This is a genomic window from Thetidibacter halocola, assembly GCF_018224955.1.
Lineage (GTDB): Bacteria > Pseudomonadota > Alphaproteobacteria > Rhodobacterales > Rhodobacteraceae > Thetidibacter > Thetidibacter halocola.
The window spans coordinates 95296-115599 of record NZ_JAGTUU010000010.1 but is presented as its reverse complement, the minus strand read 5'-3'; the positions used below and the strand labels follow the sequence as shown (position 1 = coordinate 115599).

The window sequence follows — 20304 nt, the reverse complement described above, 5'->3', positions numbered from 1 at the left end:
CATGCAATGCCCCAATTGCGGTGACGCCGTGCCTCAGCAGATCGGACAGGTCGCCATGCTGACCTGCCCGTCCTGCGCCACGACGTTGTATCTGGACGGAGCGCGGCTGCGCGACGCCGGGCAGGCGGGCATTGTGCATGACGCTCCGCAACTGTTCCGCATCGGCCAGACCGTGCGGCTGGGCCGGGTGAAGTTCACGGCGCGCGGGCAGGCGCAGTTCTCTTACGGCCGCGGCTGGTGGGACGAGTTCTGGGGCACCACCGCCGGCGGCGAGGCCCGCTGGGTCTCGGTCGACGAGGGCGACATCGTGATGCAACAGCCGCTCGATGCCCGCCCGCCCGTCCGCCGCAGCAGCCGCGTCGGCACCGCCTTCGAGTTCGACGGGGCCGAGTGGCGCGTGACAGAGACCGGCGAGGGCGAATGCATCGCCCTGCGCGGCTCCTTCGGCGACCGCCTGCTGGTGGGCGACCGCTATGCCTATGTCAACGCTGAAAGCGGCGGGCGACTGTTGTCCGGCGAGTTCCGGGGCAGCGAACAGTCGTGGTTCCTGGGGCAGTGGTTCGATCCGTTCGAGATCGCCATCGAGGCCGATCCATGACCCGCGCGCCACAGTTGAAGTCCATCGACTGCACCGCCTGCGGCGCAGGCCTCGACATCCTGGGCGGCGGGCGCGTCACAACCCATGTCTGCCCCTATTGCGGGACAGAGCTGGACGCGCTGGACGGTTACAAGGCGCTGCGCCGCTTCGGCGACATGCCGCGCCCCGACTCGCCCTTTGCCATCGGCCAGGCAGGCACGATCAAGGGGGTTTCCTGGACGATCATCGGCACGTTGGGCCTGACCGAAACCTATAAGGGGCGGCGCTGGGACTGGGCCGAACACCAGCTGTATTCGCCCACGCACGGCTATGCCTGGCTGACTGTCGAGGACGGGCATCTTGGCTTTTCCCGTCGCCAGCGCCGCGCCCCGCGCCCCGACTGGATGGGCGTGCAATGGGTCGAGACCTCGGAAAACCGTCCCACCGTCCTGCTGGATGGCGCGCGCTACGTCTACTACCAGACCACCGAGGCGACGCTTGCCTTTGCCGAGGGCGAATTCACCTGGGCGCCGAACGTGGGCGACGTGACTGTGACTGTCTCGGCCCTGGCCGACCACGCGATGCTGGATTTCTCCGAAACCGCCGAAGAGCGCGAGATTTACCGGTCCGAGTGGCTGGATCCGAGAGAGACGCTGACCGCCTTCGGGCTGGATGTGGGCGCGCTGAGGCCGGTGGGCAAAAGCCCACTGCAACCCTACCGAAGCGGGCCTAACGAGGAATTCCTGAAACTGGCCGCGCCCCTGATGGCGGTCATCGCGGCTGTGCTGGGCCTGGCGCTGGCCCTCCTGCCGGGCAAGACCGTGCTGTCGGAAACCACGCTGCGCCTGTCCGACCTGCCGCAGGAGGTGAGTTTCACCATCACGCAGCCAAGCCGCCTGGCCGGCATCTACCTGCGCAGCGATGCCTCCAACAGCTGGGCCTATGTCGATCTCGACCTGACCGATCCCGAGGACGAGACCCTGTTCGAGGCTGGCCGCACGATGGAATACTACACCGGCAGCGACAGCGAGGGCAGCTGGTCCGAGGGTAGCAACAGCGCGTCGCTGTATTTCCTGCCGACCGAGGCGGGCACCTACACGCTGACCCTGGACGGCCCGGAAACCGGGGTCTGGACAAGCCCCGGATTTGCCTCGCGCCAGCCCGCCCTGGTGGCGGTCACCGCGAAACAGGGCCTGTCCTCGGGGTTTTACCTGTTGCTGCTCGCCGCCGGCTTCCTCGCGGTTGCGGTGCTGACCTGGGGCCGCCGGCTCCTGCATGACAAGGCCCGCTGGGTGCAAAGCGACTGGGACGACGACTGATGATCCTCCGCGTGGCCTTCATCGTGCTCGCGCTCGCCGCCATCGGCGGGGCCGCCTATACCGGCTATTACGGGCGCGGCGGCGAAAGCTCGGATCTCGACAAATCCATCCGCGCCGGAAGCGGCGGGGCGGTCCTGACGGGCCGCGTGAAATAGACAGGAGACAGACATGGACGCCTACATCACCATCCAGGTATCCGAGATCGTATCGACCGTGTTCTACACCTTGCTCGGCGTGACGCTGATGGGCCTGTGCTGGTGGCTGATCAACCGGCTGACCCATTTCAGCGTCGTGAAGGAGATAGAGGAGGATCAGAACATCGCCCTTGCCGTGCTGATCGGGTCGGTCTTCATCGCGCTGTCGATCATCATCGCCGCCGTCATCACGTCGTGACGCGGCCCTCAAGCAGCGACGCGGTCGGGCAACAGCACTCCCGCCTGCGCGAGGTCTGGCTGCTGGCGGCGACGTTTCTGATCGCCGTCGCGGGCCTGATCTACGAGCTGATCGCCGCCACCGTGTCCAGCTACCTGCTGGGCGACAGCGTGCGCCAGTTCAGCCTGGTGATCGGCGTCTTCCTGTCCGCGATGGGGCTGGGGGCCTACCTGTCGCGCTACGTGGGTCACGCGCTGCGCGGTTTCGCCTGGGCGCAGATCGGGCTGGGGATCGTGGGCGGTTTTCTCGCCCCGGCGCTGTTCTTCGTCTATGCCTGGACGGGCTCTGTCGCAGGCGTGCTCTATGGTGGGCTGATCGCCGTGGGCGTCCTGTCGGGCATGGAAATCCCGCTGATCGCCCGCGTCCTGAAAGAGATCGGCGCCCCCGAGTTCCGCTTCGAGAACGTGCTGAGCGTGGATTACGTCGGCGCGCTGGCCGCCAGCCTCGCCTTTCCGCTGCTGGTGATCCCCTTCCTCGGGCTGATGTCGGCCAGCCTCGCCTTCGGTGTGCTGAACCTGCTGGTGGCGGGCCTGTCGCTGTGGCTGTTCCGGGCCGAGGCCAGCCGCACGCAATGGATGGTCTGGGCCCTGGCGCTGGGCCTGTCCGGCGCGGCGCTGGCGCAATCGGAACGGCTGGTCTCGGTGACCGAGGCGGCGCTGTTCGAGGATGACGTGATCCTGTCCGAGGCGACGCCCTACCAGCAGATCACCGTCACCCGCTTTCGCGACCGGGTGCGGCTGTTCCTCGACCATTCGATCCAGTTCGACAGTCTCGACGAGCACCGATACCACGAGGCGCTGGTGCATCCCGCGATGGGCCTGCATCCGCGCCCGCGATCCGTGCTGATCCTCGGCGGCGGCGACGGCATGGCCGCGCGCGAGGTGCTGCGCCACAAGGTCGAGCGCGTCACGCTGGTCGATCTCGATCCTCGCGTAACGGCGCTGTTCCGCGACCATCCTCAACTGGCGCCGCTGAACGACGGGTCGCTGTCCGATCCGCGCGTCACCATCGTCAACGCCGACGCCTGGCGCTTTGCCGAGGACAGCCCGCAGGCCTTCGACATCATCCTCCTCGACCTGCCCGACCCCAAGAACCTCGCCCTGTCAAAGCTCTACAGCCGCGAGTTCTATGCCGTCCTTGTCGAACGCCTGGCCGCCGACGGGCTGCTGGTGACGCAGGCGGGCTCGCCGCTCTATGCGCGGCAGGCGTTCTGGTCGGTTGTCGCCACCTTGGGAGACACGCGCAACCCGGTGGCGCCAGGGCAGGGCCTGTCGGTGGTCCCCTACCACGCCCATGTGCCCAGCTTCGGCGAATGGGGCTTTGCTCTGGCCAGCCTCGCGCCGCTGGCCGATCGCGCGCCGCGATGGCCCGAAGGCCTGCAGTTCATGTCGGGCGCGACCTGGACCGCGGCTCGCCATTTCCCCGCCGACATCGCGCGCGTCGCCGTCGAAACCAACAGAATCCAGTCGCACGCGCTGCTTGGCTACTACCTGGACGGGTGGGATCGCTGGTTCCGCTAGACCCGGGGGACCTCACAGCGTATTCTCTTCACCGGGATTATCTCCCGGGGGCTGCCATGAAAACCGCGCTGAACCGTCGCTTGGCCGACCGTCTCGCGCAACTGCGCGCGGCAGAAGGCTGGACGCTGGACCAGCTCGCTGCGCGCAGCGGGGTCAGCCGGGCGGCCCTATCGCGGCTTGAAAACGCCGAGGTCTCGCCGACGGTCGACGTGATCGCCCGGCTGGCCGATGCCCATGGCATGGCCCTGTCGCAACTCCTGTCCCAGGTCGAAGAGGCCGAACCCGGACATATCCGCCGCGACGACCAGCCAAGTCTGCGCGACGAGGCGACCGGGGTGCGGCATCGCGTTCTCTCCCCGCCCGCAGCGTCCTTCGCCCTTCACATCGAGGAAATCACGCTGCCGCCCGACCGCGAACTCGCCCAGCAGCAGGGCAGCCTGCCGGGGCAGGAACGGCAGATCGTGATGCTGTCGGGCTACATGACCGCCATTGTCGAGGACAGCCCGCAGGCGCTGGGCCCGGGCGACGTGCTGCGCTTCCGCCAATACGGCGCTACGCGTTTCGTCACCGAAAAGGGACAGGGTGCGCGCTTCCTGCTCTGCATCTCGGGCGCCTGATCCGTTTTCTTCTGGCTGAAAATATCCCGGGGGAGTCGCGGAATGCGACGGGGGCAGAGCCCCCTCGACGCCCTCTCCGGCCGGTGCCGTCAGCAGTTCGGCACGTTCACTGCCAGACCGCCCAGCGAGGTTTCCTTGTAATGCGCGTGCATGTCGCGCCCGGTCTGTCGCATCGTCTCGATGCAGGCGTCGAGTGGCACGAAATGCGTGCCGTCCCCGCGCAGGGCCAGCGAAGCCGCAGAGACGGCCTTGATCGCGCCCAGCCCGTTGCGCTCGATGCAGGGTACCTGCACAAGGCCCTTCACCGGGTCGCAGGTCATGCCGAGGTGATGCTCCAGCGCGATCTCGGCGGCGTTTTCCACCTGTTCGGGCGTCCCGCCCATGACGGCGCAAAGCCCCGCCGCGGCCATCGCCGCAGCCGATCCGACCTCGGCCTGGCAGCCGGCCTCGGCGCCACTGATCGAGGCATTGTATTTCACCAGTCCGCCGATCGCCGCCGCGGTCAGCAGGAAATCGGGGATGCGCGCGGCCGTTGCGCCGGGAACATGGTCCAGCCAATACCGGATCACCGCCGGCACCACGCCCGCCGCGCCGTTGGTGGGTGCGGTCACGACCTGCCCGCCGGCGGCGTTCTCTTCGTTGACCGCCATGGCATAGACGCTCATCCAGTCGTTGATCGTGTGCGGCGCGGTCAGGTTCATGCCCCGTTCCGCCAGCAATTGCTGATGGATCGCGCGGGCACGGCGTTTCACCTTCAGCCCGCCGGGCAGAATGCCGTCCCCTTCCAGTCCGCGGTCGATGCAATCGGCCATCACCTGCCAGATCCGGGCCACGCCCCGGTCCAGCCCATCGGCCCCGCCGCGCGAGATCTCGTTAGCACGTTTCATCTGAGCGATGGTCTTGCCGCTGGCCTGCGCCATCTCCAGCATCTCGGCGGCGGTCTTGAACGGGTAGGGAACGGGCGGCCCGTCATCGGTGTCCTTGCCCGCCGCCAGTTCGCCTTCGGTCAGGACGAACCCGCCGCCGACCGAGTAATAGGTCTCCTGGAGGATCACGTCGCCCTGCGCGTCGGTCGCCATCAGGATCATGCCGTTGGCGTGCCCCGGCAGCGTGCGCTCGAAGTCAAAGCGCAGATCGTGCTCCGGGTCGAAGGCCAGCGGTGGCAGGCCGTCGGGCGTAACGCGCCTGTCCTGGCGGATCGCGGTCAGCGCGGCATCGGCCTTGTCGCGGTCATACTCGGCGGGGGTGAACCCTGCGAGGCCCAGCACCGTCGCTCGGTCTGTGGCATGGCCGACACCGGTAAAGGCCAGAGACCCGTGCAGCGAGGCCTTCAGCCCATGCGCGGTGAAGGGCGCGGCGCGCAGCCGATCGAGGAACCGCGCCCCGGCCACCATCGGCCCCATCGTGTGCGACGAGGACGGGCCGACGCCCACCTTGAACATCTCGAAAACGGACAGGAACATGCGCGCGACTCCTTTGTCGGGTAACTATGCCGGATCGGGCCGGGTTCCACGCCGGAAAACGACCTGGGACAGCGGACAAGCGGCCTGTCAGGTGGCACTGCCCTCGGGCGGGTCGCAGGGGCGCGGCGCGGTAAAGGGGGTTGGCCCCAGCCCCTCGGCGCGGGCGGCGGCTTGGCCCGAAGGGCGCGCCTCCATCCTTGCGGCCAGTTCCGCCAGCGCCGGGAAGTCGGCCAGCCGGAACCACGCCGTGCCGCCCGCAGGATAGAGTGCGCACCAGCGCAGGAGCGGGGCGAGGTAGCAATCCAGCATGTCCGGCCCGGGGCCGCGCGCGGCGACATGGGTGTCGAGCAGGTGCAGCGCGCGGGGCAGGGTCATGTCCACCGCGTGCCACGCCCGTAGCGTCGCGCACAGCGCCGCCTGCGCCGCGGCGTCGTCACCGACGAACTTCCCCGGATAGAAACTCATGCGCAGCATCAGGTGCAGCGTGTTCGATGTGAAGAACAGCCATTTCAGGAAGTCCCCCCGCGCCGGATCGCCCGGCAGGGGCGCCATCCGCCCGTGCCGGTCGGCCAGCCACAACAGGATCGCCCCGGTCTCGAAAATCACGCCATCCGGCGTCTCCAGCGCGGGGATCAACCCGGCGGGGTTCACCGCGCGATAGACCGCGCCCTGCTGCGCCTTCGCGGCCCTGTCGACAAGACGGGTCGCATATGGAGCGCCCAGTTCCTCCAGCGCCAGCCGTACCGCCAGCGAGGCATTGTCGGGCGCATAATGCAGCCGGTAGTCAGCCATGGCGACGGACGAACCCTTCGAGGATGCGCGCGGGCCAGGTCACATCTGCGGCGCGGCACATGGCGATCAGGTCGCCGGCGGTCTCGGGCGGGAAATAGCCGCGGTCCTTGTAGATGCGGATGCGGGTTTCAAAGCCTGCCGCGTCGGCCTCGGGGTGGAACTGCGTGGCATAGACGTTCTGCCCGTGGCGGATCATCTGGAACGGGCAGCCCTCGCCTGCCAGCAGGTGCACGCTTCCCTGCGGCAGGGCCTGCACCGCCTCCTTGTGGCCGACGAAGGCGTCGAAGCGGTCGGGCAGGGCGGCCAGCAGCGGATCGTCACCCACCTTGCGGCAGGTCACGGCCCCCACCGGCTCGCCATAGCGGGCCTTGGATACCTCGGCGCCAAGGTGATGCGCCAGGATGCCGATGCCATAGCAGCAGCCCATGAAGGGAATGTCTTGCGCGGTGATCGCGGGCATCAGCGACAGGCAGGCGGCCTCGATCCGCGCCTCGACCGGATCCTTTGTCTCGGGCGGGTCCGAGACGCAGCCCGGCCCGCCACCGACGATGACTCCGGCGTAATCGGCAGGGTCCAGCCCCCGCGGCAGATCCTCGCGGTCCAGCCGGATGCGGTGGACGCGCGCGGCGTCCAGCCCGCCCTTGTCCAGGAAGGCGTGGTATTCGTCGTCCGAGGCTTCCGTCTCGGGGCGGAGTTGCAGCAGCAGGAACCGTGCCATGTCCTTCCGTTACCGCGTGGGTGGCGGCCTGCCAAGCCCGGCCTTGGCAAGCGCGGGGGGCATGCGCTAAGAGGGCGCAGTTTTGCGCACACCACACCCAAGAGGCAACCACATGGCCGGCCATTCCAAATGGGCAAACATCCAGCACCGCAAGGGGCGTCAGGACGCCGTGCGGGCCAAGCTGTTTTCCAAGTTCTCCAAGGAAATCACCGTCGCCGCCAAGATGGGCGACCCCGACCCCGACAAGAACCCCCGCCTGCGCCTTGCGGTGAAGGAAGCCAAGGCGCAGTCCATGCCCAAGGACAACATCGAGCGCGCCATCAAGAAGGCGATCGGTGGCGAGGGCGACAATTACGAGGAAATCCGCTATGAGGGCTATGGCCCGAACGGCGTCGCGGTGATCGTCGAGGCGATGACCGACAACCGCAATCGCACCGCATCCAACGTGCGCTCGACCTTCACCAAGAACGGCGGCAACCTGGGCGAGACGGGCTCTGTCGCCTTCATGTTCGAACGCAAGGGCGAAATCGTGTTTGCGGCCTCGGTCGGTGACGCAGACACGGTGATGATGGCCGCGATCGAGGCCGGTGCCGAGGACGTCGAAAGCGACGAGGAAGGCCACGTGGTCTATTGCCAGGACACCGACCTGGCCGAGGTCGCCGCCGCGCTGGAAGAGGCGCTGGGCGAATCCGAATCGACCAAGCTGATCTGGAAGCCGTCGACCACCACCGAACTGGGCGTCGAGGACATGCAGTCGCTGATGAAGCTGGTCGAGGCGCTGGAGGATGACGACGACGTGCAGCGTGTCACCACCAATTTCGAGGCCTCCGACGAGGTCATGGCGCAGCTCGAGAACGCCTGAGCCGCGACACGAAACCTGTCGGCGGGTTTCGACCGAAGCCCGCCGCAGTCGGCCCTTGGGGGCAACCGCTACGCCCTGGTCTGGCCCCCCGGTGAGGTCCTTCTCCTGAACCCGCCGTGGCTCTTCGAGCCCTAGAGACGGTGTGCGGCCTTCAGCTTGAGCAACTCGACTAGGGCCGCATCGCGTCTGTCGGTCAGCGTCGCTTCGTCCATATCGGCGAGTTCGTTGTCCACGCCCGCGACCAGCGCCGCCTTTACCGCCTCGGTCAGTGTCGGGTTTCCAAGGCTCTTCCAGCGCTCTTCCTGTGTCGGGCCAAGGTGGTCCAGGTAGCCGCGATATCCGCCCTGACCGCCGCCCATGTGATAGGTCAGATGCGGCCCCATCAGGGCCCAACGCAGTCCGGGTCCATAGGCAACGGCCTTGTCGATATCCTCGACATCCGCGATCCCCTCGGCAACCAGATGGACCGCCTCGCGGAACAGGGCCGAGGTGAGGCGATTGGCCAGGTGACCCGGGACTTCGCGTTTCACGCGGATGCACACGCGCTGCATCCGGGCATAGAACCGCTCGGCGACGGCCACCGCCTCCTCCGACGTTTCCCGTCCTGCGACGAGTTCCACCATCGGCACGAGATGCGGCGGGTTCATCGGATGTGCGACGAGGATGCGGCCAGGGACCCGGGCGCCGGTCTGCATGTCGCTGGCGCAGAGCGATGATGTGCTTGACGCGATGACGACCTCGGGCCTGATCACCGCCTCGAGTTCCGCGATGATCGCCCGTTTGGCCTCGAGGCGCTCGGGACCGTTTTCCTGCACGTAATCAACGGGCCGCAGTGCCGCGACATCGTCTGTCACGACGGGCGCCGGGCAGGTTTCGCTGTTCGTCAGGCCCAATGCCGTCAGATTGGCCCAGGCCTTGGGCAGGAAATCCTCCAGGCGTCTGGCGGTTTCGGGATCCGGGTCGACCACGATGACGTCACATCCCCTGGCCAGGAACAGGCTTGCCCAGCTCATGCCGATCAGGCCGCCGCCGACGATTCCCACGGTTTCAAAGTCGCTCATGCCGAACCTTTCGATTTCGGGACAGCTTCGCGTGATCCGGTCCGAAGTTGTAGCCCCCTTGCGACGCGGCCAGGCGGGAAAACCTGTCTGGCGCGTGGCCTGCCTCTGGGCTTCCCGGGGAATATCCCCGAAACTTTGCAAATCGTCGTCGGCCCGTTTTTCAGGGCCGTTTGAAACCCGCGGGGAGACTGTCGGAACCCATGCTGCGCGCCATCGTCCTCCTGATCCTTGTCGTCGGCCTGTCGGCGCTGGCGACGTGGTATTTCGGGCGTGACGTGGTCATCGCGCTGGGGCTGATCCTTGTCCAGGTCAAGGTGCTGGCCAAGAAACTGGCGATGGTGGAATGGCCTGCGCTGCTCATCTGGCTCAAGGCGCAGTGGGTCGCGTTCTTTCGCGTCGAGCTGCTGAAGAAATGGATCACCTCGGTTGCCGTGCCGATGGTGTTCGGCCGCGCCCTGATACGCCGGATCAAGCTGTTCCTGGCGGGCTATCTCGCCAGCGTTCAGCAGACCTATGACTCCTTGATGCGCTGGTTCGCGGGGCTGGGGCCGGTGGAAAAGGCGCTCGCCTGGGCGATCGTGCTTTTTGCCACGCTGGCGCTGTCGGTCACGTCGCTGGGGCTGTGGCTGGTGCTGTTCTCGGTCCAGCTGCCGTTCTGGCTGGCGGCGGGGGCGGCGGGGCTGGCCAAGGCGATCTGGGCCAGCACGCAGAAATCGTTGTTCAAGCTGCTGGCCTTTCTCCAGCTGTCGTGGCTGTGGCGGGGGATGCGCCGCCTGCTGCCCCGGCACTGGCTGGAGGCCAAGCGGCGGTTCGATTTCCGCGTGGCGCGGGCGGTGGTGCGGCGGCGGCGCATGACAGTGCGCCAGCTGGCCGAGCGCAAGGACCGTCTGCCGTTCCGCACCGGGGTGCTGATCGAATACCTGCTGCTGCCACCGCGGCGGGACGGCTGAGCGCCTAGGCCGGGGCGGCAAGGACGCGCGTGCGGATCGGCGGGCAGAGTGCCACCAGCACGAGAGCGATGGAGGTCAGGCACCAGATCGCCGGCATCTCGTTCGGGTCGGTCGTCAGCAGCGATGCGAGAACCGGCCCGAAGGTCAGATGGAACAGCGCGAACCGCCATGCGCCATAGGCCAGCGGCAGCACGAAGACTGCGATCATGTAGCTGGGGAACTGGATCGCGTCGCCGAACAGCCCGCTGACCCCGCCCCAGAGATCGTTCAACGGCACCTCCCAGGCCAGGTGCCAGGTGCCTGAGCGTGTGCACAGGAACGGGCCGCACAGCACGTCGCCCGGCTGGCATTGCCCGGCCCAGGAAACGGGGGCGAGGCGGAACAGCAGCATCGCCGTCGCCAGCGCCGCGAGGGCATAGACCACCCGGCGCATTCCGGCCGAAACGGGCCGCGGTGCGATGGCCATGGCGAAGGCGTTGATGAAGATGGGTTGCACCGCGATATGGACATAGGACAGCAGCGTGACGATGCGGTTTTCCGCCGTGCCGCACTGGTCGATCACCCAGTAGCCGCCGACCTGCAACGCCTCCATCAGCGTGAAGAATGCCAGCGTGGCCGGGATGGCGCGGGGCAGGCCGCGGCGGGCGCTGACCAGCGTTGCCGCCGTGCCAAGGCCGACCATGGCGACCGAGACGCCTTCGCTCCAGCACATGGCGGCTCCTTTCCGAACGCTGCGCCGACCCTGCGGCGCGACGCCGGTCGGGTCAAGCCCATGGGCGCTTGCACACTGCGCAGCAAAATGGCACCCGGCTGCCGACGGACAGGAAGGGGCAGGGCATGCAGGCGGCTTTCGCGGGATTCGCTCTGGGTTTTTCGCTGATCCTGGCGATCGGGGCGCAGAACGCCTTTGTCCTGCGGCAGGGTCTGCGGCGGGCGCATGTTCTGCCCGTGGTTCTGGTCTGCGCGCTGTCAGACGCGGCGCTGATCGCGGCGGGGGTGGCGGGGTTCGGCGCGCTGACGCAGGCGGTGCCGGGTCTGGAATTCTGGATGCGGGTCTTCGGCGCGGTTTTCCTGATCTGGTACGGCGCGCGCACCCTGCGCAGCGCCTGGCGCGGCGGGCAGGTGCTGGTTGCCGGGGCCGAGGCGCAGAGCCTGCACTCGGCGGTGCTGACCTGTCTCGCGCTGACCTGGCTCAACCCGCATGTCTATCTTGATACCGTGGTGCTGCTTGGTGCCGTCTCGGCGCAATACGAGCCGCGGCTGGCCTTTGCGCTGGGCGCGATGACCGCGTCTTTCGCCTTCTTCTTCAGCCTGGGATTCGGCGCGCGGGCGCTGGCGCCGCTCTTTTCACGGCCGCGGGCCTGGCAGGGGCTGGACCTGCTGGTGGGCCTGACCATGTGGGCCATCGCGGCCAAGCTGCTGTGGGGCGGTTGAGCGCGGGGCTGTTCCATGGCGCAAGGCGGGGTTGCGCCCCGCCCCCTTGCCACTGCCGCGCCGGCGGTTAAACCCGTCCTTATGGACGAGACGCAATACAGCCCCGGCCGGGGCATCTTCTGGATGGCGGTGACGGGGCTGTGTTTTGTCATGGTCACGGCCTTGGTCAAGCTGCTGGGCGGTGCCATCCCGGCATCGGAATCGGCCTTTCTGCGTTATCTGCTGGGGCTGGTCTTTCTGATCCCGATGTGGCCCGCCATGCGCCAGACGCGGCTGACCGCCCGGCAATGGCGCCTGTTCACCCTGCGGGGCATCACCCATACCGGGGGCGTCGTGCTGTGGTTCTATGCCATGACACGCATTCCCATCGCCGAGGTGACGGCGATGAACTATCTCAATCCGGTCTATGTCACGATCCTCGCCGTCTTCTTCCTGGGCGAGACGCTGGCCCTGCGACGCATCCTGGCCATCCTCGCGGCGCTGGCAGGAGCCCTGGTCATCCTTAGGCCCGGCTTTCGCGAACTGGACCCTGGCCATGTGGCGATGCTGGGCACGGCCTTGTTCTTTGCGGTGTCCTACCTGCTGGCCAAGATCCTGTCGGGCGAGGTGCCGGCGACGGTGGTGGTCTTCATCCTGTCGGTGACGGTGACCATCGGGCTGGCGCCGCTGGCGATCTCTGTCTGGGTCTGGCCCGACTGGCGGGCGCTGGCGATCCTCTTTGCCGTGGCGAGTTTCGCCACCGCCGGGCATTACACGATGACCCTGGCCTTCGCCGCAGCGCCGGTGACGGTGACGCAGCCCGTCACCTTCCTGCAACTGGTCTGGTCGGTCGCCATTGGCGCGCTGTTCTTTGCCGAGCCGATCGACCCATGGGTGATTGCCGGCGGCACGCTGATCTTGGGGGCGGTGTTGTTCATTACTTGGCGCGAGGCGGTGCTGAAAAAACGCATCACCCCGGTGGAGCATGCGACCAAGTTGTGACGGTCGGGTGCATGATCCCCGGCTCGATCGGGGATTGTCGCCGTTTCCCGAAGAATCCCCGGCCTCGGCACAGTCCTGCCCCAATCATGAATCAGCGTGATCTCATTGAACGGCTGAACGCAGCGGGAGAAATACGATGTTTGCCGAGAACAAGTTGACTGACGACATGACCGAGATCATGGCCTTTCTTCTGGCCGAACGCCGCAAGGTGCTGAGCGAGAGCGAGTGGCGCTTTCGGATGCGCGGCTATGGCTACAACCTGCGTCGCACCGAGGGTGGGGTCGAGGTTGCGCGCTTGCCGCAGAACCGGGTCCTGGGCACGATCGCGGTCTGACCGGCCGGATGCGGCCAGCCGGAGTGTGGCCAGGGCGCCTTGTCCCCTGGACTGCCCCTGTTTGCGGCACAAGGAAGCCGGAAGTGGCTGCCGATTGACGGCGGGCACGGCGCGCGACACTCTCGCCCGAGGGCAGGGAGGCGCGCATGAAACCGAATATCCTGATCGTCATGGTCGACCAGTTGACCGGGACGCTGTTCCCCGACGGTCCGGCGGACTGGCTGCATGTGCCACATCTGCGGGCGCTGGCGGCGCGGTCGGCGCGGTTCGCCAACGCCTATACCGCCAGTCCGCTATGCGCGCCGGGGCGGGCCTCGTTCATGTCGGGGCAATTGCCCAGCGTCACGCGGGTCTATGACAACGCCGCCGAATTCGCGTCGGACATTCCGACCTATGCGCATCATCTTCGGCGGGCGGGCTATTTCACCTGTCTCTCGGGCAAGATGCATTTCGTCGGGCCGGACCAGTTGCACGGGTTCGAGCAGCGACTGACCACCGACATCTACCCCGCCGATTTCGGCTGGACGCCGGATTACCGCAAGCCGGGCGAGCGCATCGACTGGTGGTATCACAACATGGGTTCGGTGACGGGCGCTGGCGTGGCCGAGATCACCAACCAGATGGAATACGATGACGACGTGGCCTTTCAGACCGAGCAGAAGCTGTATGACCTCGCGCGGGGCGGGGATGCGCGTCCCTGGTGCCTGACGGTCAGCTTCACCCATCCGCACGACCCCTACGTGGCGCGCAAGCGATTCTGGGACCTGTACGAGGATTGCGAGCACCTGCTGCCGGAGGTGCCGGCCATGCCCTACGAGGATCATGACCCGCACAGCCGGCGCATCTTCGACGCTAACGACTGGCGCAGCTACAGCATCACCGAGGACATGATCCGCCGGGCGCGGCAGGCCTATTTCGCCAACATCTCGTATCTCGACGAAAAGATCGGGCGGCTGTTGCAGGTGCTCGATGACACGCGGCAGGAGGCCATCGTCGTCTTCGTCAGCGATCACGGCGACATGCTGGGCGAGCGCGGGCTGTGGTACAAGATGAACTTCTACGAGGGGTCGGCCCGCGTACCGCTGATGATCGCGGTGCCTGGGCAGGACGGGCGGCGGGTCGGCGCGCCGGTCTCGACCATCGACCTGTGTCCGACGCTGTGTGCGCTGGCCGGCGTCTCGATGGACGAGGTCATGCCCTGGACCGAGGGCGAGGACCTGGTGCCCCTGATGCAGGGCGCGCAGCGGCGCGGGCCGGTGGCGATGGAATATGCTGCCGAGGCGTCCGAGGCGCCGCTGGTCTGCCTGCGGCAGGGGCGGTGGAAATACACCAATTGCGCGCTGGACCCCGAGCAGTTGTTCAACCTCGAGGACGACCCGCACGAGTTGACCAACCTTGCCGGGGATCCGGCCCGCGCCGCTGTGCTGGAACAGTTCCGCATCATGGCCGCCGAGCGCTGGGACCTCGAGCGGTTCGATTCCGAGGTCCGCCAATCCCAGGCGCGGCGCTGGGTGGTCTACGAGGCGCTGCGGCAGGGCGGCTATTTCCCGTGGGATTTCCAGCCGTTGCGCGACGCATCCGAGCGTTACATGCGCAACCACATGGACCTGAACGTGCTGGAGGAGAGCAAGCGATTCCCGCGTGGCGAGTGAGGCGGGATCGTCCACGCTACGTTAACACTTTCTTAAGATTAATTAATCTTAACGCTTGAACGCGGGTTCCATGCCTCCGATCTTGGAGACATGGGTAAATGGTTGATGATTGTCGCGCTGCTCGCGTCGCCTTTGGCGGCCGCGGAGCGTATCGACGGAACCATCCGGGTCAAGGATGGCGACACGCTGGAGGTTGCGGGCCGGTCCGTGCGGTTGCATGGCATCGACGCGCCGGAATCGGACCAGATGTGCGGTGCGGGCGGCAACGGCCCGCTTTGGGCCTGCGGCGCCTGGGTCACGTCCGAGGTGCGGGCGCGGTTCCAGGGCGCGCGGGCAGATTGCGCGGTCGTCGATACAGACCGCTATGGCCGCGCCGTGGCGCGCTGCATGGTGGACGGGCAGGACATGGGCCGGGTCCTGGTGCGCGAGGGGCTGGCCTTTGCGTATCGCCGCTACTCGATGGACTATGACCTCGACGAGAAGTCGGCCGTCGTCGAAGGGCGCGGCCTGCACGGTGCCGATGTCACGCTGCCGGCCGATTTCCGGGCCTTCCGCCGCGATCTGCCCGCGGTAAGTGCTGGTGTCGCGCCGGATGGCTGCACGATCAAGGGCAACATCAGTTCCGACGGCAAGCGCATCTATCACGTGCCGGGACAGGATTGGTATTCCCGGACGCGGATCGACACCGCCAAGGGTGAACGCTGGTTCTGTTCGGAGACCGAGGCGCGGGATGCGGGCTGGCGCCGGGCGCGGCGATGAAATTCGGGCCGACTTGATCCGGGTCAAGGTTCGCGGCGCCACCGGATGCGACTGTCCTTCGGCAAAGGACAGAAAGGAACCGCGATGAGCCATACACCCCACGAACTGCACGAGGAATTCCCGCACCTCGCCGCCCGCATCACCGAGTTGAAGACGCACGACGCGCATTTCGCCCGATTGGCTGAGGAATACCACGACCTCAACCGTCAGATTCACCGCGCCGAGACAAATATCGAGCCTATGGAGGACTTGGCCGAAACCGCCCTGCGGAAGCAGCGCGCCGCGCTCAAGGATCAGATTTACGCGATGCTGACGGCCGAGAAGGCCTAGCGCAGCAGCGCCTCGACCCGGTCGGTGATCGGCCCTGACAGGGGCCGCGTCATCGACCCGAAGGTCGCCACGGGCTGGCCTTCGCCATCCAGAAGCACCTTGTTGAAATTCCATTGCGGGGCATATCCATGTGCCTCGCGCATCCATTTGAAGAATGGGTGCGCCTGCTCGCCAGTGACCGGCGTGATGTCGGTCATGGGCATGTCGAGGCCGAAATTGACTTCGCAGAATTCCTTGACCTCCTCGGCCGAGGCCAGTTCCTGCCGGAAATCGTTGGACGGCACCGCCAGCACCACCAGGCCCCGGTCGCGGTAGCGGTCATACAGCGCCTGGAGCCCGTCATATTGCGGGGTAAAGCCGCAGCGCGAGGCGGTGTTGACCACCAGCACCGGCCGCCCCTTGAAATCGTCGAGGTCGATCGTGCCGCCGTCGATATTGGCAAAGGTGAACCCGGCCAGCGCCGGGGAAGCGACAAGCGTCGCGAGCAGGGCGAAGATGCGCAGCATGATCTGTCTCCTTGTTGGGCAAGAGGATAGCGGGCAGTCGGCGGGATCAAGGGCGCGCTTGGCGCAAGGGGGCGCTTTGGGCTAGTCTCTCACGCAAGCGTGACCGTAACGGGAGGGTGCCATGAGCCCCAGCGAAGAGGACAAGGTCGACGGACGGATCAACGGCGAACAGCCGCCGACCCGGGCCGAACCAATGCCGGCGCGGCTGGCCTACATGCTGCTGATCTGGCTGATGCTGAGCCTCGCGCAGACCGTGCTGACGGTCGCGACGGTGGTGCAACTGATCATCATGCTGGTGAATAACCGCCAGCCGAACGAGCGGCTGGCCGATTTCGGCACCGACCTGGGGATCTGGATGGCCAAGGCTGCGCGCTATCAGACTGCGGCTTCGGAGGTGAAGCCGTGGCCCTGGACAGAGCTTGACTGACCGGCTGCAGCGCCGCTGGCTGCGTTCGGATGCCTCCGGCGGGAGTTTGTCGGGCAAGATGAAGCGGCGCGGCTGGTCTGCTAAACGAGGGGGAGGCCCGAATGGCCGGAGGGTGGAGCCGCGACGGCGCGGTGAACGAGCAGATCGAGGCCTCGATCGCCGAGGAACTCGCGCGGATGAAGGCCCGCCGCGCACCGGTGGGCGAAAGCCTGACCCATTGCGCCGACTGCGATGAGCCGATCCCCGAGGCGCGGCGGCAGGCGATTCCCGGCGTCAAGCTGTGCATCGACTGCGCCGCCGAGCGGCAGGGCCGCGAGTTGCGCCGGGGCGGGATCAACCGGCGCGGATCGAAGGACTCGCAGCTGAAATAGGGGCGAAAGCCGCATGGCCATCCCGCTTTTCGTCGCCGCGTTCCTCGTCCTGTTGGCGGCATACGCCTTTGTCGTGCTCCGCATCTGGCGGGCGGCTGTCAGGGCGAGTGGCGTACAGTCAGAAGATGCGGTCAGTGCCGGGCTACTGGTTGCCGGCGGCTATGTCCTTACAGGCGTTTTCTGTGCCGGTGCCACTTATCTGATCCACCCCGGCGCGACGTATTCGTCGGGTGTGATAGAGTGGGCGTGGCGCATCTTGGCTTGGCCGCTGGATCTGTTGATGACAGCGCTCTGGACCAGCCGGCCGATCTGGGAAAACGGCGCGTTCATGCGCGGCCTTGCCGGTGTCGGCGTGTCTCTGCTGGTGATCTGGCGAGCGGCAGACTGGTTCGCGCGGCGATAGGGCTGCCGCTGCGGCGCCCGTTGACCCAGCCAGTCCCGTCCGCCGGGGTGGCTTGCCTTTGCCTGTAGCACGCTAGCTGTTTGGGCCGAAACCCAAGCCAGACAGGAGAAAGCCCTTGGCCGACGAAACCCCGATCATCGCACAGAAATCGCCCTATGCCATCGACGTGGCAGCGGGCAAATCCTATTTTTGGTGTGCCTGCGGCCAGTCGAAGAACCAGCCGTTCTGCGACGGTTCGCACAAGGGCACGGAATTCTCGCCGGTCAAGTATACCGCGGAGAAGGATGGCAAGGCGTTCTTCTGCGGCTGCAAGCACTCGGCCCGCGCGCCGCTGTGCGACGGCTCGCATTCGAAGCTGTGACCTCCAGCCAGTGACCCTGCTGCGATTTGCGCAGGGTCAAGGTGGTGGTGTGCCGGGGGCGCTATCCTTCTCCTGATGGGTATCCAAAGGGAGAAAAGGGATGAAACCGGTTCGCACTGTTCTTTTGCTGGCCAATGACCGCGAGGCGCGCCTCCTCGAGAATGATGGCGTGGGCAAGGGGCTGCATCAGTTGTCCCACCTGACGGCCGAGGGGCTGGCGGGGTTAGAGCCCGCTTACACGTCCGGTCCCGGGCGTTCCCAAGCGGCGCCGGGCGTGGCGCGGCACGGGATGGAAGACGCGACCTCGTCCGAAGAGTTGAACCGGGGCCGGTTCGCCGCGGCGTTGGCCGACGAGGTTGCGCGCGTCATCGGCAAGGGCGGGCAGGACCGGTTGATGGTTTCGGCCCCGGCCAAGATGTTGGGCGCCCTGCGCGCCGCGCTGGCGAAACAGTCGGGCGTCGCAATCACCCATGACATGGACAAGGATCTGGTCCACGTGGCCACGAACGACCTGCCGCGCCATTTCGAGGATGTGGCGGCGTTCTGAGATGGCAAGAGGCGCCGGGCGGTCTGTCCGGCGCCGCTTTTGATCAGCCTTCCATCGCCTCGAGCTGGTCGATGAAGCCCTCGATCATAGACAGGCCCTTGTCCCAGAACTTCGGGTCGGTGGCATCCAGCCCGAAGGGGGCCAGCAACGCCTTGTGGTGCTTTGACCCGCCAGCCTTCAACATGTCGAAATACTTGTCCTGGAAGCCCTGCGGCGCCTCCTGGTAGGCGGCATAAAGCGCGTTCACCAGGCCGTCGCCGAAGGCATAGGCGTAGACATAGAAGGGCGAGTGCACGAAATGCGGGATATAGGCCCAGAAGGTCTCGTATCCCGGCATGAAGTCGAAGGCCGGCCCGAGGGATTCCGCCTGCACGCTCATCCACAGCGCGTTGATGTCGTCCGGCGTCAGTTCGCCACCGCGCCGCGCCGCGTGCAGCTTGCACTCGAAATCGTAGAAGGCGATCTGGCGGACGACGGTGTTGATCATGTCCTCGACCTTGCCGGCCAGCAGGATCTTGCGTTCCTTGTCGTCCTTCGCCTTTTCCAGCATCTTCTGGAAGGTCAGCATCTCGCCGAAGACGCTTGCCGTCTCGGCCAGCGTCAGCGGCGTCGAGGCCAGCATCTCGCCCTGTCCTGCCGCCAGGACCTGGTGCACGCCGTGTCCCAGTTCATGCGCCAGCGTCATCACGTCGCGCGGTTTTCCGAGGTAATTCAGCATGATGTAGGGATGCACGGTGGTCACCGTGGGATGGGCGAAAGCGCCGGGCGCCTTGCCCGGCTTCACGCCTGCGTCGATCCAGCCCTTTTCGAAAAACGGTGTCGCGATCTCGGCCATGCGCGGATCGAAGCCCGCATAGGCCGTCATCACCGTCTCGCGGGCCTCGGACCAGCCTACCGTGCGGGTCTGTTCCATCGGCAGCGGCGCGTTGCGATCCCAGACCTGCATCACGTCGAGGCCTAGCCACTTGCGTTTCAGCTCGTAGTAACGGTGGCTCAGGCGCGGATAGGCGGCGACCACCGCGTTGCGCAGCGCCTCTACCACCTCGGGTTCGACGTCGTTCGACAGGTGGCGTCCGGTCTGCGGCGTCGGCATCTTGCGCCAGCGGTCAAGGATCTCCTTTTCCTTGGCCTGGGTGTTGTGCACGCGGGCGAAGGTGCGGATGTTGTCCTGGAAGACGCGGGCCAGTTCCTCGGCCGCGGCCTGGCGCTTGCTGCGCTCCTGCTCGGTCAGCAGGTTCAGGGTGCCCTCGATGTTCAGTTCTTCACCATCGACGGTGAACTCCAGCCCGGCGATGGTCTCGTCGAACAGCCGCTCCCAGGCGTCGCCCACCACGCCGAGGTCATGCAGGAATTTCTCCAGTTCGTCGGAAAGCTGGTAGGGTTTCATCGCGCGGATGCGGTCGAAGGCGGGCTTGTAGCGCGCGAGGTCGTCGTTCGCCGAGAAAAGACCGTCGAGGAAGGAATCCTCCAGCCGGTTCAGTTCCAGCGTGAAGAAAACCAGCGGCGTGGTGAAGTTGGTGATCTTTTCCTGGCAGTCGGACAGGAATTTCGTCCGTTCGGGGTCAACCGTCAGCTGGTAATAGCGCAGGCCCGCGAAGGACATGATGCGGCCGGCGATGTTCTCGATCTTTTCATGCCGGTGCACCGCCTCGAGGAACCCGGCCGCGTCCAGCGTGCCCAGCTTGCCCTCGTAATCTGCGGCGAAATCGGCGCAGGCCTTTTCCAGCCAGTCGAGATCGCGCTTGAGCTCGGGCGCGTCGGGATCGGCGTAAAGGTCTGTCAGATCCCACTCGGGCAGGTCGCCCAGGTTGCGGGCGCCGCCTGCGGCACTGGCGTCGAAAAGCGGGCGGGGGCTGGGAATGTTCTGCATGGCGTCCTCGTGTCGTTT

General features: G+C 66.5%; 26 protein-coding genes. 19 read left to right on the top strand and 7 right to left on the bottom strand.

Annotated elements, in window-relative coordinates; translation table 11 throughout:
* The first annotated feature begins 28 nt into the window (after positions 1-28).
* From KB874_RS21175 to KB874_RS21155, 6 genes are read left to right on the top strand one after another with little or no spacing between them, the layout of a single operon-like run.
* Complete coding sequence (locus KB874_RS21175; RefSeq protein ID WP_346346584.1) at positions 29-598, top strand: DUF4178 domain-containing protein; 570 nt, start codon at positions 29-31, stop codon at positions 596-598.
* The gene (locus KB874_RS21170; RefSeq protein ID WP_212538559.1) at positions 595-1896 is read left to right on the top strand and encodes a DUF4178 domain-containing protein; all 1302 of its coding nucleotides are present in this window, start codon (positions 595-597) and stop codon (positions 1894-1896) included. The genes KB874_RS21175 and KB874_RS21170 overlap by 4 nt, the downstream gene beginning before the upstream one ends.
* Positions 1896-2051 (top strand): hypothetical protein, encoded by a 156-nt coding sequence (locus KB874_RS21165; protein WP_212538558.1) that lies wholly within the window; start codon positions 1896-1898, stop codon positions 2049-2051. Before KB874_RS21170 ends, KB874_RS21165 begins: the two co-directional genes overlap by 1 nt.
* Positions 2052-2064: 13 nt before the next feature.
* Positions 2065-2289 carry a DUF350 domain-containing protein gene (locus KB874_RS23050; protein WP_249200709.1) on the top strand — a complete coding sequence of 75 codons (225 nt, stop codon included), beginning with the start codon at positions 2065-2067 and terminating at the stop codon, positions 2287-2289.
* Complete coding sequence (locus tag KB874_RS21160) at positions 2286-3848, top strand: polyamine aminopropyltransferase (RefSeq protein WP_346346583.1); 1563 nt, start codon at positions 2286-2288, stop codon at positions 3846-3848. The genes KB874_RS23050 and KB874_RS21160 overlap by 4 nt, the downstream gene beginning before the upstream one ends.
* 56 nt (positions 3849-3904) lie before the next feature.
* Positions 3905-4465: a helix-turn-helix domain-containing protein gene (locus tag KB874_RS21155; RefSeq protein WP_212538556.1), complete on the top strand. Its 561-nt coding sequence runs from the start codon at positions 3905-3907 to the stop codon at positions 4463-4465.
* Between the two features lie 89 nt (positions 4466-4554).
* On the opposite strand, the gene KB874_RS21150 is transcribed toward KB874_RS21155, so the two are convergent.
* The 3 genes from KB874_RS21150 to KB874_RS21140 form a co-directional block, all read right to left on the bottom strand.
* Positions 4555-5928 (bottom strand): L-serine ammonia-lyase, encoded by a 1374-nt coding sequence (locus tag KB874_RS21150; protein ID WP_212538555.1) that lies wholly within the window; start codon positions 5926-5928, stop codon positions 4555-4557.
* Positions 5929-6015: 87 nt separating this feature from the next.
* Positions 6016-6720 carry a glutathione S-transferase family protein gene (locus tag KB874_RS21145; RefSeq protein WP_212538554.1) on the bottom strand — a complete coding sequence of 235 codons (705 nt, stop codon included), beginning with the start codon at positions 6718-6720 and terminating at the stop codon, positions 6016-6018.
* Positions 6713-7438, bottom strand: coding sequence for a glutamine amidotransferase (locus tag KB874_RS21140; RefSeq protein WP_212538553.1), 726 nt, complete (start codon positions 7436-7438; stop codon positions 6713-6715). Before KB874_RS21140 ends, KB874_RS21145 begins: the two co-directional genes overlap by 8 nt.
* Positions 7439-7550: 112 nt before the next feature.
* On the opposite strand from KB874_RS21140, the gene KB874_RS21135 reads away from it, so the two are divergent.
* Entirely contained in the window at positions 7551-8300 is a 750-nt protein-coding gene (locus KB874_RS21135; RefSeq protein ID WP_212538552.1) for a YebC/PmpR family DNA-binding transcriptional regulator, read from the top strand.
* A 131-nt stretch (positions 8301-8431) separates the two neighbouring features.
* Here KB874_RS21135 and KB874_RS21130 read toward each other — a convergent pair whose 3' ends face one another.
* Positions 8432-9361 (bottom strand): 3-hydroxyacyl-CoA dehydrogenase family protein, encoded by a 930-nt coding sequence (locus KB874_RS21130; protein ID WP_212538551.1) that lies wholly within the window; start codon positions 9359-9361, stop codon positions 8432-8434.
* Between the two features lie 200 nt (positions 9362-9561).
* Here KB874_RS21130 and KB874_RS21125 point away from each other — a divergent pair, with 200 nt between their 5' ends.
* Positions 9562-10311 carry a hypothetical protein gene (locus KB874_RS21125; RefSeq protein WP_212538550.1) on the top strand — a complete coding sequence of 250 codons (750 nt, stop codon included), beginning with the start codon at positions 9562-9564 and terminating at the stop codon, positions 10309-10311.
* Between the two features lie 4 nt (positions 10312-10315).
* Here KB874_RS21125 and KB874_RS21120 read toward each other — a convergent pair whose 3' ends face one another.
* Entirely contained in the window at positions 10316-11023 is a 708-nt protein-coding gene (locus KB874_RS21120) for a DUF5765 domain-containing protein (RefSeq protein WP_212538549.1), read from the bottom strand.
* 125 nt (positions 11024-11148) lie between these two features.
* Between KB874_RS21120 and KB874_RS21115 the strand changes: the two genes are divergently transcribed.
* The 6 genes from KB874_RS21115 (at position 11149) to KB874_RS21090 (ending at position 15801) form a co-directional block, all read left to right on the top strand.
* Positions 11149-11745, top strand: a complete 597-nt coding sequence (locus KB874_RS21115) for a LysE/ArgO family amino acid transporter (protein ID WP_212538548.1) — start codon at positions 11149-11151, stop codon at positions 11743-11745.
* Between the two features lie 81 nt (positions 11746-11826).
* Complete coding sequence (locus KB874_RS21110; RefSeq protein ID WP_249200708.1) at positions 11827-12726, top strand: DMT family transporter; 900 nt, start codon at positions 11827-11829, stop codon at positions 12724-12726.
* A 136-nt stretch (positions 12727-12862) separates the two neighbouring features.
* Positions 12863-13060, top strand: coding sequence for a hypothetical protein (locus tag KB874_RS21105; RefSeq protein WP_212538547.1), 198 nt, complete (start codon positions 12863-12865; stop codon positions 13058-13060).
* 146 nt (positions 13061-13206) lie between these two features.
* Positions 13207-14712 carry a choline-sulfatase gene (gene betC, locus KB874_RS21100; RefSeq protein ID WP_212538546.1) on the top strand — a complete coding sequence of 502 codons (1506 nt, stop codon included), beginning with the start codon at positions 13207-13209 and terminating at the stop codon, positions 14710-14712.
* Between the two features lie 90 nt (positions 14713-14802).
* Positions 14803-15471, top strand: a complete 669-nt coding sequence (locus KB874_RS21095; protein ID WP_212538545.1) for a thermonuclease family protein — start codon at positions 14803-14805, stop codon at positions 15469-15471.
* Between the two features lie 84 nt (positions 15472-15555).
* On the top strand, positions 15556-15801 hold the full coding sequence (locus KB874_RS21090; protein WP_212538544.1) for an HP1242/YdcH family protein: 246 nt from the start codon (positions 15556-15558) through the stop codon (positions 15799-15801).
* On the opposite strand, the gene KB874_RS21085 is transcribed toward KB874_RS21090, so the two are convergent.
* Complete coding sequence (locus KB874_RS21085) at positions 15798-16307, bottom strand: glutathione peroxidase (protein WP_212538543.1); 510 nt, start codon at positions 16305-16307, stop codon at positions 15798-15800. The genes KB874_RS21090 and KB874_RS21085 overlap by 4 nt on opposite strands.
* A gap of 121 nt (positions 16308-16428) precedes the next feature.
* On the opposite strand from KB874_RS21085, the gene KB874_RS21080 reads away from it, so the two are divergent.
* From KB874_RS21080 to KB874_RS21060, 5 genes are all read left to right on the top strand, one after another.
* Positions 16429-16734, top strand: coding sequence for a DUF4389 domain-containing protein (locus KB874_RS21080; protein ID WP_212538542.1), 306 nt, complete (start codon positions 16429-16431; stop codon positions 16732-16734).
* A gap of 101 nt (positions 16735-16835) precedes the next feature.
* Positions 16836-17105, top strand: a complete 270-nt coding sequence (locus tag KB874_RS21075; RefSeq protein ID WP_212538541.1) for a DksA/TraR family C4-type zinc finger protein — start codon at positions 16836-16838, stop codon at positions 17103-17105.
* A gap of 13 nt (positions 17106-17118) precedes the next feature.
* Positions 17119-17508, top strand: coding sequence for a hypothetical protein (locus tag KB874_RS21070; RefSeq protein ID WP_212538540.1), 390 nt, complete (start codon positions 17119-17121; stop codon positions 17506-17508).
* A 115-nt stretch (positions 17509-17623) separates the two neighbouring features.
* Complete coding sequence (locus KB874_RS21065) at positions 17624-17869, top strand: CDGSH iron-sulfur domain-containing protein (RefSeq protein WP_212538539.1); 246 nt, start codon at positions 17624-17626, stop codon at positions 17867-17869.
* Positions 17870-17969: 100 nt separating this feature from the next.
* Positions 17970-18416 (top strand): host attachment protein, encoded by a 447-nt coding sequence (locus KB874_RS21060; RefSeq protein WP_212538538.1) that lies wholly within the window; start codon positions 17970-17972, stop codon positions 18414-18416.
* A gap of 43 nt (positions 18417-18459) precedes the next feature.
* Here the strand turns inward: KB874_RS21060 and KB874_RS21055 are convergent, their stop codons facing one another.
* The gene (locus tag KB874_RS21055) at positions 18460-20286 is read right to left on the bottom strand and encodes a M3 family oligoendopeptidase (RefSeq protein WP_212538537.1); all 1827 of its coding nucleotides are present in this window, start codon (positions 20284-20286) and stop codon (positions 18460-18462) included.
* Positions 20287-20304: the final 18 nt, after the last annotated feature.

Bases quoted from the DNA above. Each gene is read 5' to 3' on its own strand.
- KB874_RS21170 (WP_212538559.1), top strand. From the start codon at position 595: ATGACCCGCGCGCCACAGTTGAAGTCCATCGACTGCACCGCCTGCGGC.
- KB874_RS21165 (WP_212538558.1), top strand. From the start codon at position 1,896: ATGATCCTCCGCGTGGCCTTCATCGTGCTCGCGCTCGCCGCCATCGGC.
- KB874_RS23050 (WP_249200709.1), top strand. From the start codon at position 2,065: ATGGACGCCTACATCACCATCCAGGTATCCGAGATCGTATCGACCGTG.
- KB874_RS21155 (WP_212538556.1), top strand. From the start codon at position 3,905: ATGAAAACCGCGCTGAACCGTCGCTTGGCCGACCGTCTCGCGCAACTG.
- KB874_RS21150 (WP_212538555.1), bottom strand. From the start codon at position 5,928: ATGTTCCTGTCCGTTTTCGAGATGTTCAAGGTGGGCGTCGGCCCGTCC.
- KB874_RS21145 (WP_212538554.1), bottom strand. From the start codon at position 6,720: ATGGCTGACTACCGGCTGCATTATGCGCCCGACAATGCCTCGCTGGCG.
- KB874_RS21140 (WP_212538553.1), bottom strand. From the start codon at position 7,438: ATGGCACGGTTCCTGCTGCTGCAACTCCGCCCCGAGACGGAAGCCTCG.
- KB874_RS21135 (WP_212538552.1), top strand. From the start codon at position 7,551: ATGGCCGGCCATTCCAAATGGGCAAACATCCAGCACCGCAAGGGGCGT.
- KB874_RS21130 (WP_212538551.1), bottom strand. From the start codon at position 9,361: ATGAGCGACTTTGAAACCGTGGGAATCGTCGGCGGCGGCCTGATCGGC.
- KB874_RS21125 (WP_212538550.1), top strand. From the start codon at position 9,562: ATGCTGCGCGCCATCGTCCTCCTGATCCTTGTCGTCGGCCTGTCGGCG.
- KB874_RS21120 (WP_212538549.1), bottom strand. From the start codon at position 11,023: ATGTGCTGGAGCGAAGGCGTCTCGGTCGCCATGGTCGGCCTTGGCACG.
- KB874_RS21115 (WP_212538548.1), top strand. From the start codon at position 11,149: ATGCAGGCGGCTTTCGCGGGATTCGCTCTGGGTTTTTCGCTGATCCTG.
- KB874_RS21110 (WP_249200708.1), top strand. From the start codon at position 11,827: ATGGACGAGACGCAATACAGCCCCGGCCGGGGCATCTTCTGGATGGCG.
- KB874_RS21105 (WP_212538547.1), top strand. From the start codon at position 12,863: ATGTTTGCCGAGAACAAGTTGACTGACGACATGACCGAGATCATGGCC.
- betC (WP_212538546.1), top strand. From the start codon at position 13,207: ATGAAACCGAATATCCTGATCGTCATGGTCGACCAGTTGACCGGGACG.
- KB874_RS21095 (WP_212538545.1), top strand. From the start codon at position 14,803: ATGGGTAAATGGTTGATGATTGTCGCGCTGCTCGCGTCGCCTTTGGCG.
- KB874_RS21090 (WP_212538544.1), top strand. From the start codon at position 15,556: ATGAGCCATACACCCCACGAACTGCACGAGGAATTCCCGCACCTCGCC.
- KB874_RS21085 (WP_212538543.1), bottom strand. From the start codon at position 16,307: ATGCTGCGCATCTTCGCCCTGCTCGCGACGCTTGTCGCTTCCCCGGCG.
- KB874_RS21080 (WP_212538542.1), top strand. From the start codon at position 16,429: ATGAGCCCCAGCGAAGAGGACAAGGTCGACGGACGGATCAACGGCGAA.
- KB874_RS21075 (WP_212538541.1), top strand. From the start codon at position 16,836: ATGGCCGGAGGGTGGAGCCGCGACGGCGCGGTGAACGAGCAGATCGAG.
- KB874_RS21070 (WP_212538540.1), top strand. From the start codon at position 17,119: ATGGCCATCCCGCTTTTCGTCGCCGCGTTCCTCGTCCTGTTGGCGGCA.
- KB874_RS21060 (WP_212538538.1), top strand. From the start codon at position 17,970: ATGAAACCGGTTCGCACTGTTCTTTTGCTGGCCAATGACCGCGAGGCG.
- KB874_RS21055 (WP_212538537.1), bottom strand. From the start codon at position 20,286: ATGCAGAACATTCCCAGCCCCCGCCCGCTTTTCGACGCCAGTGCCGCA.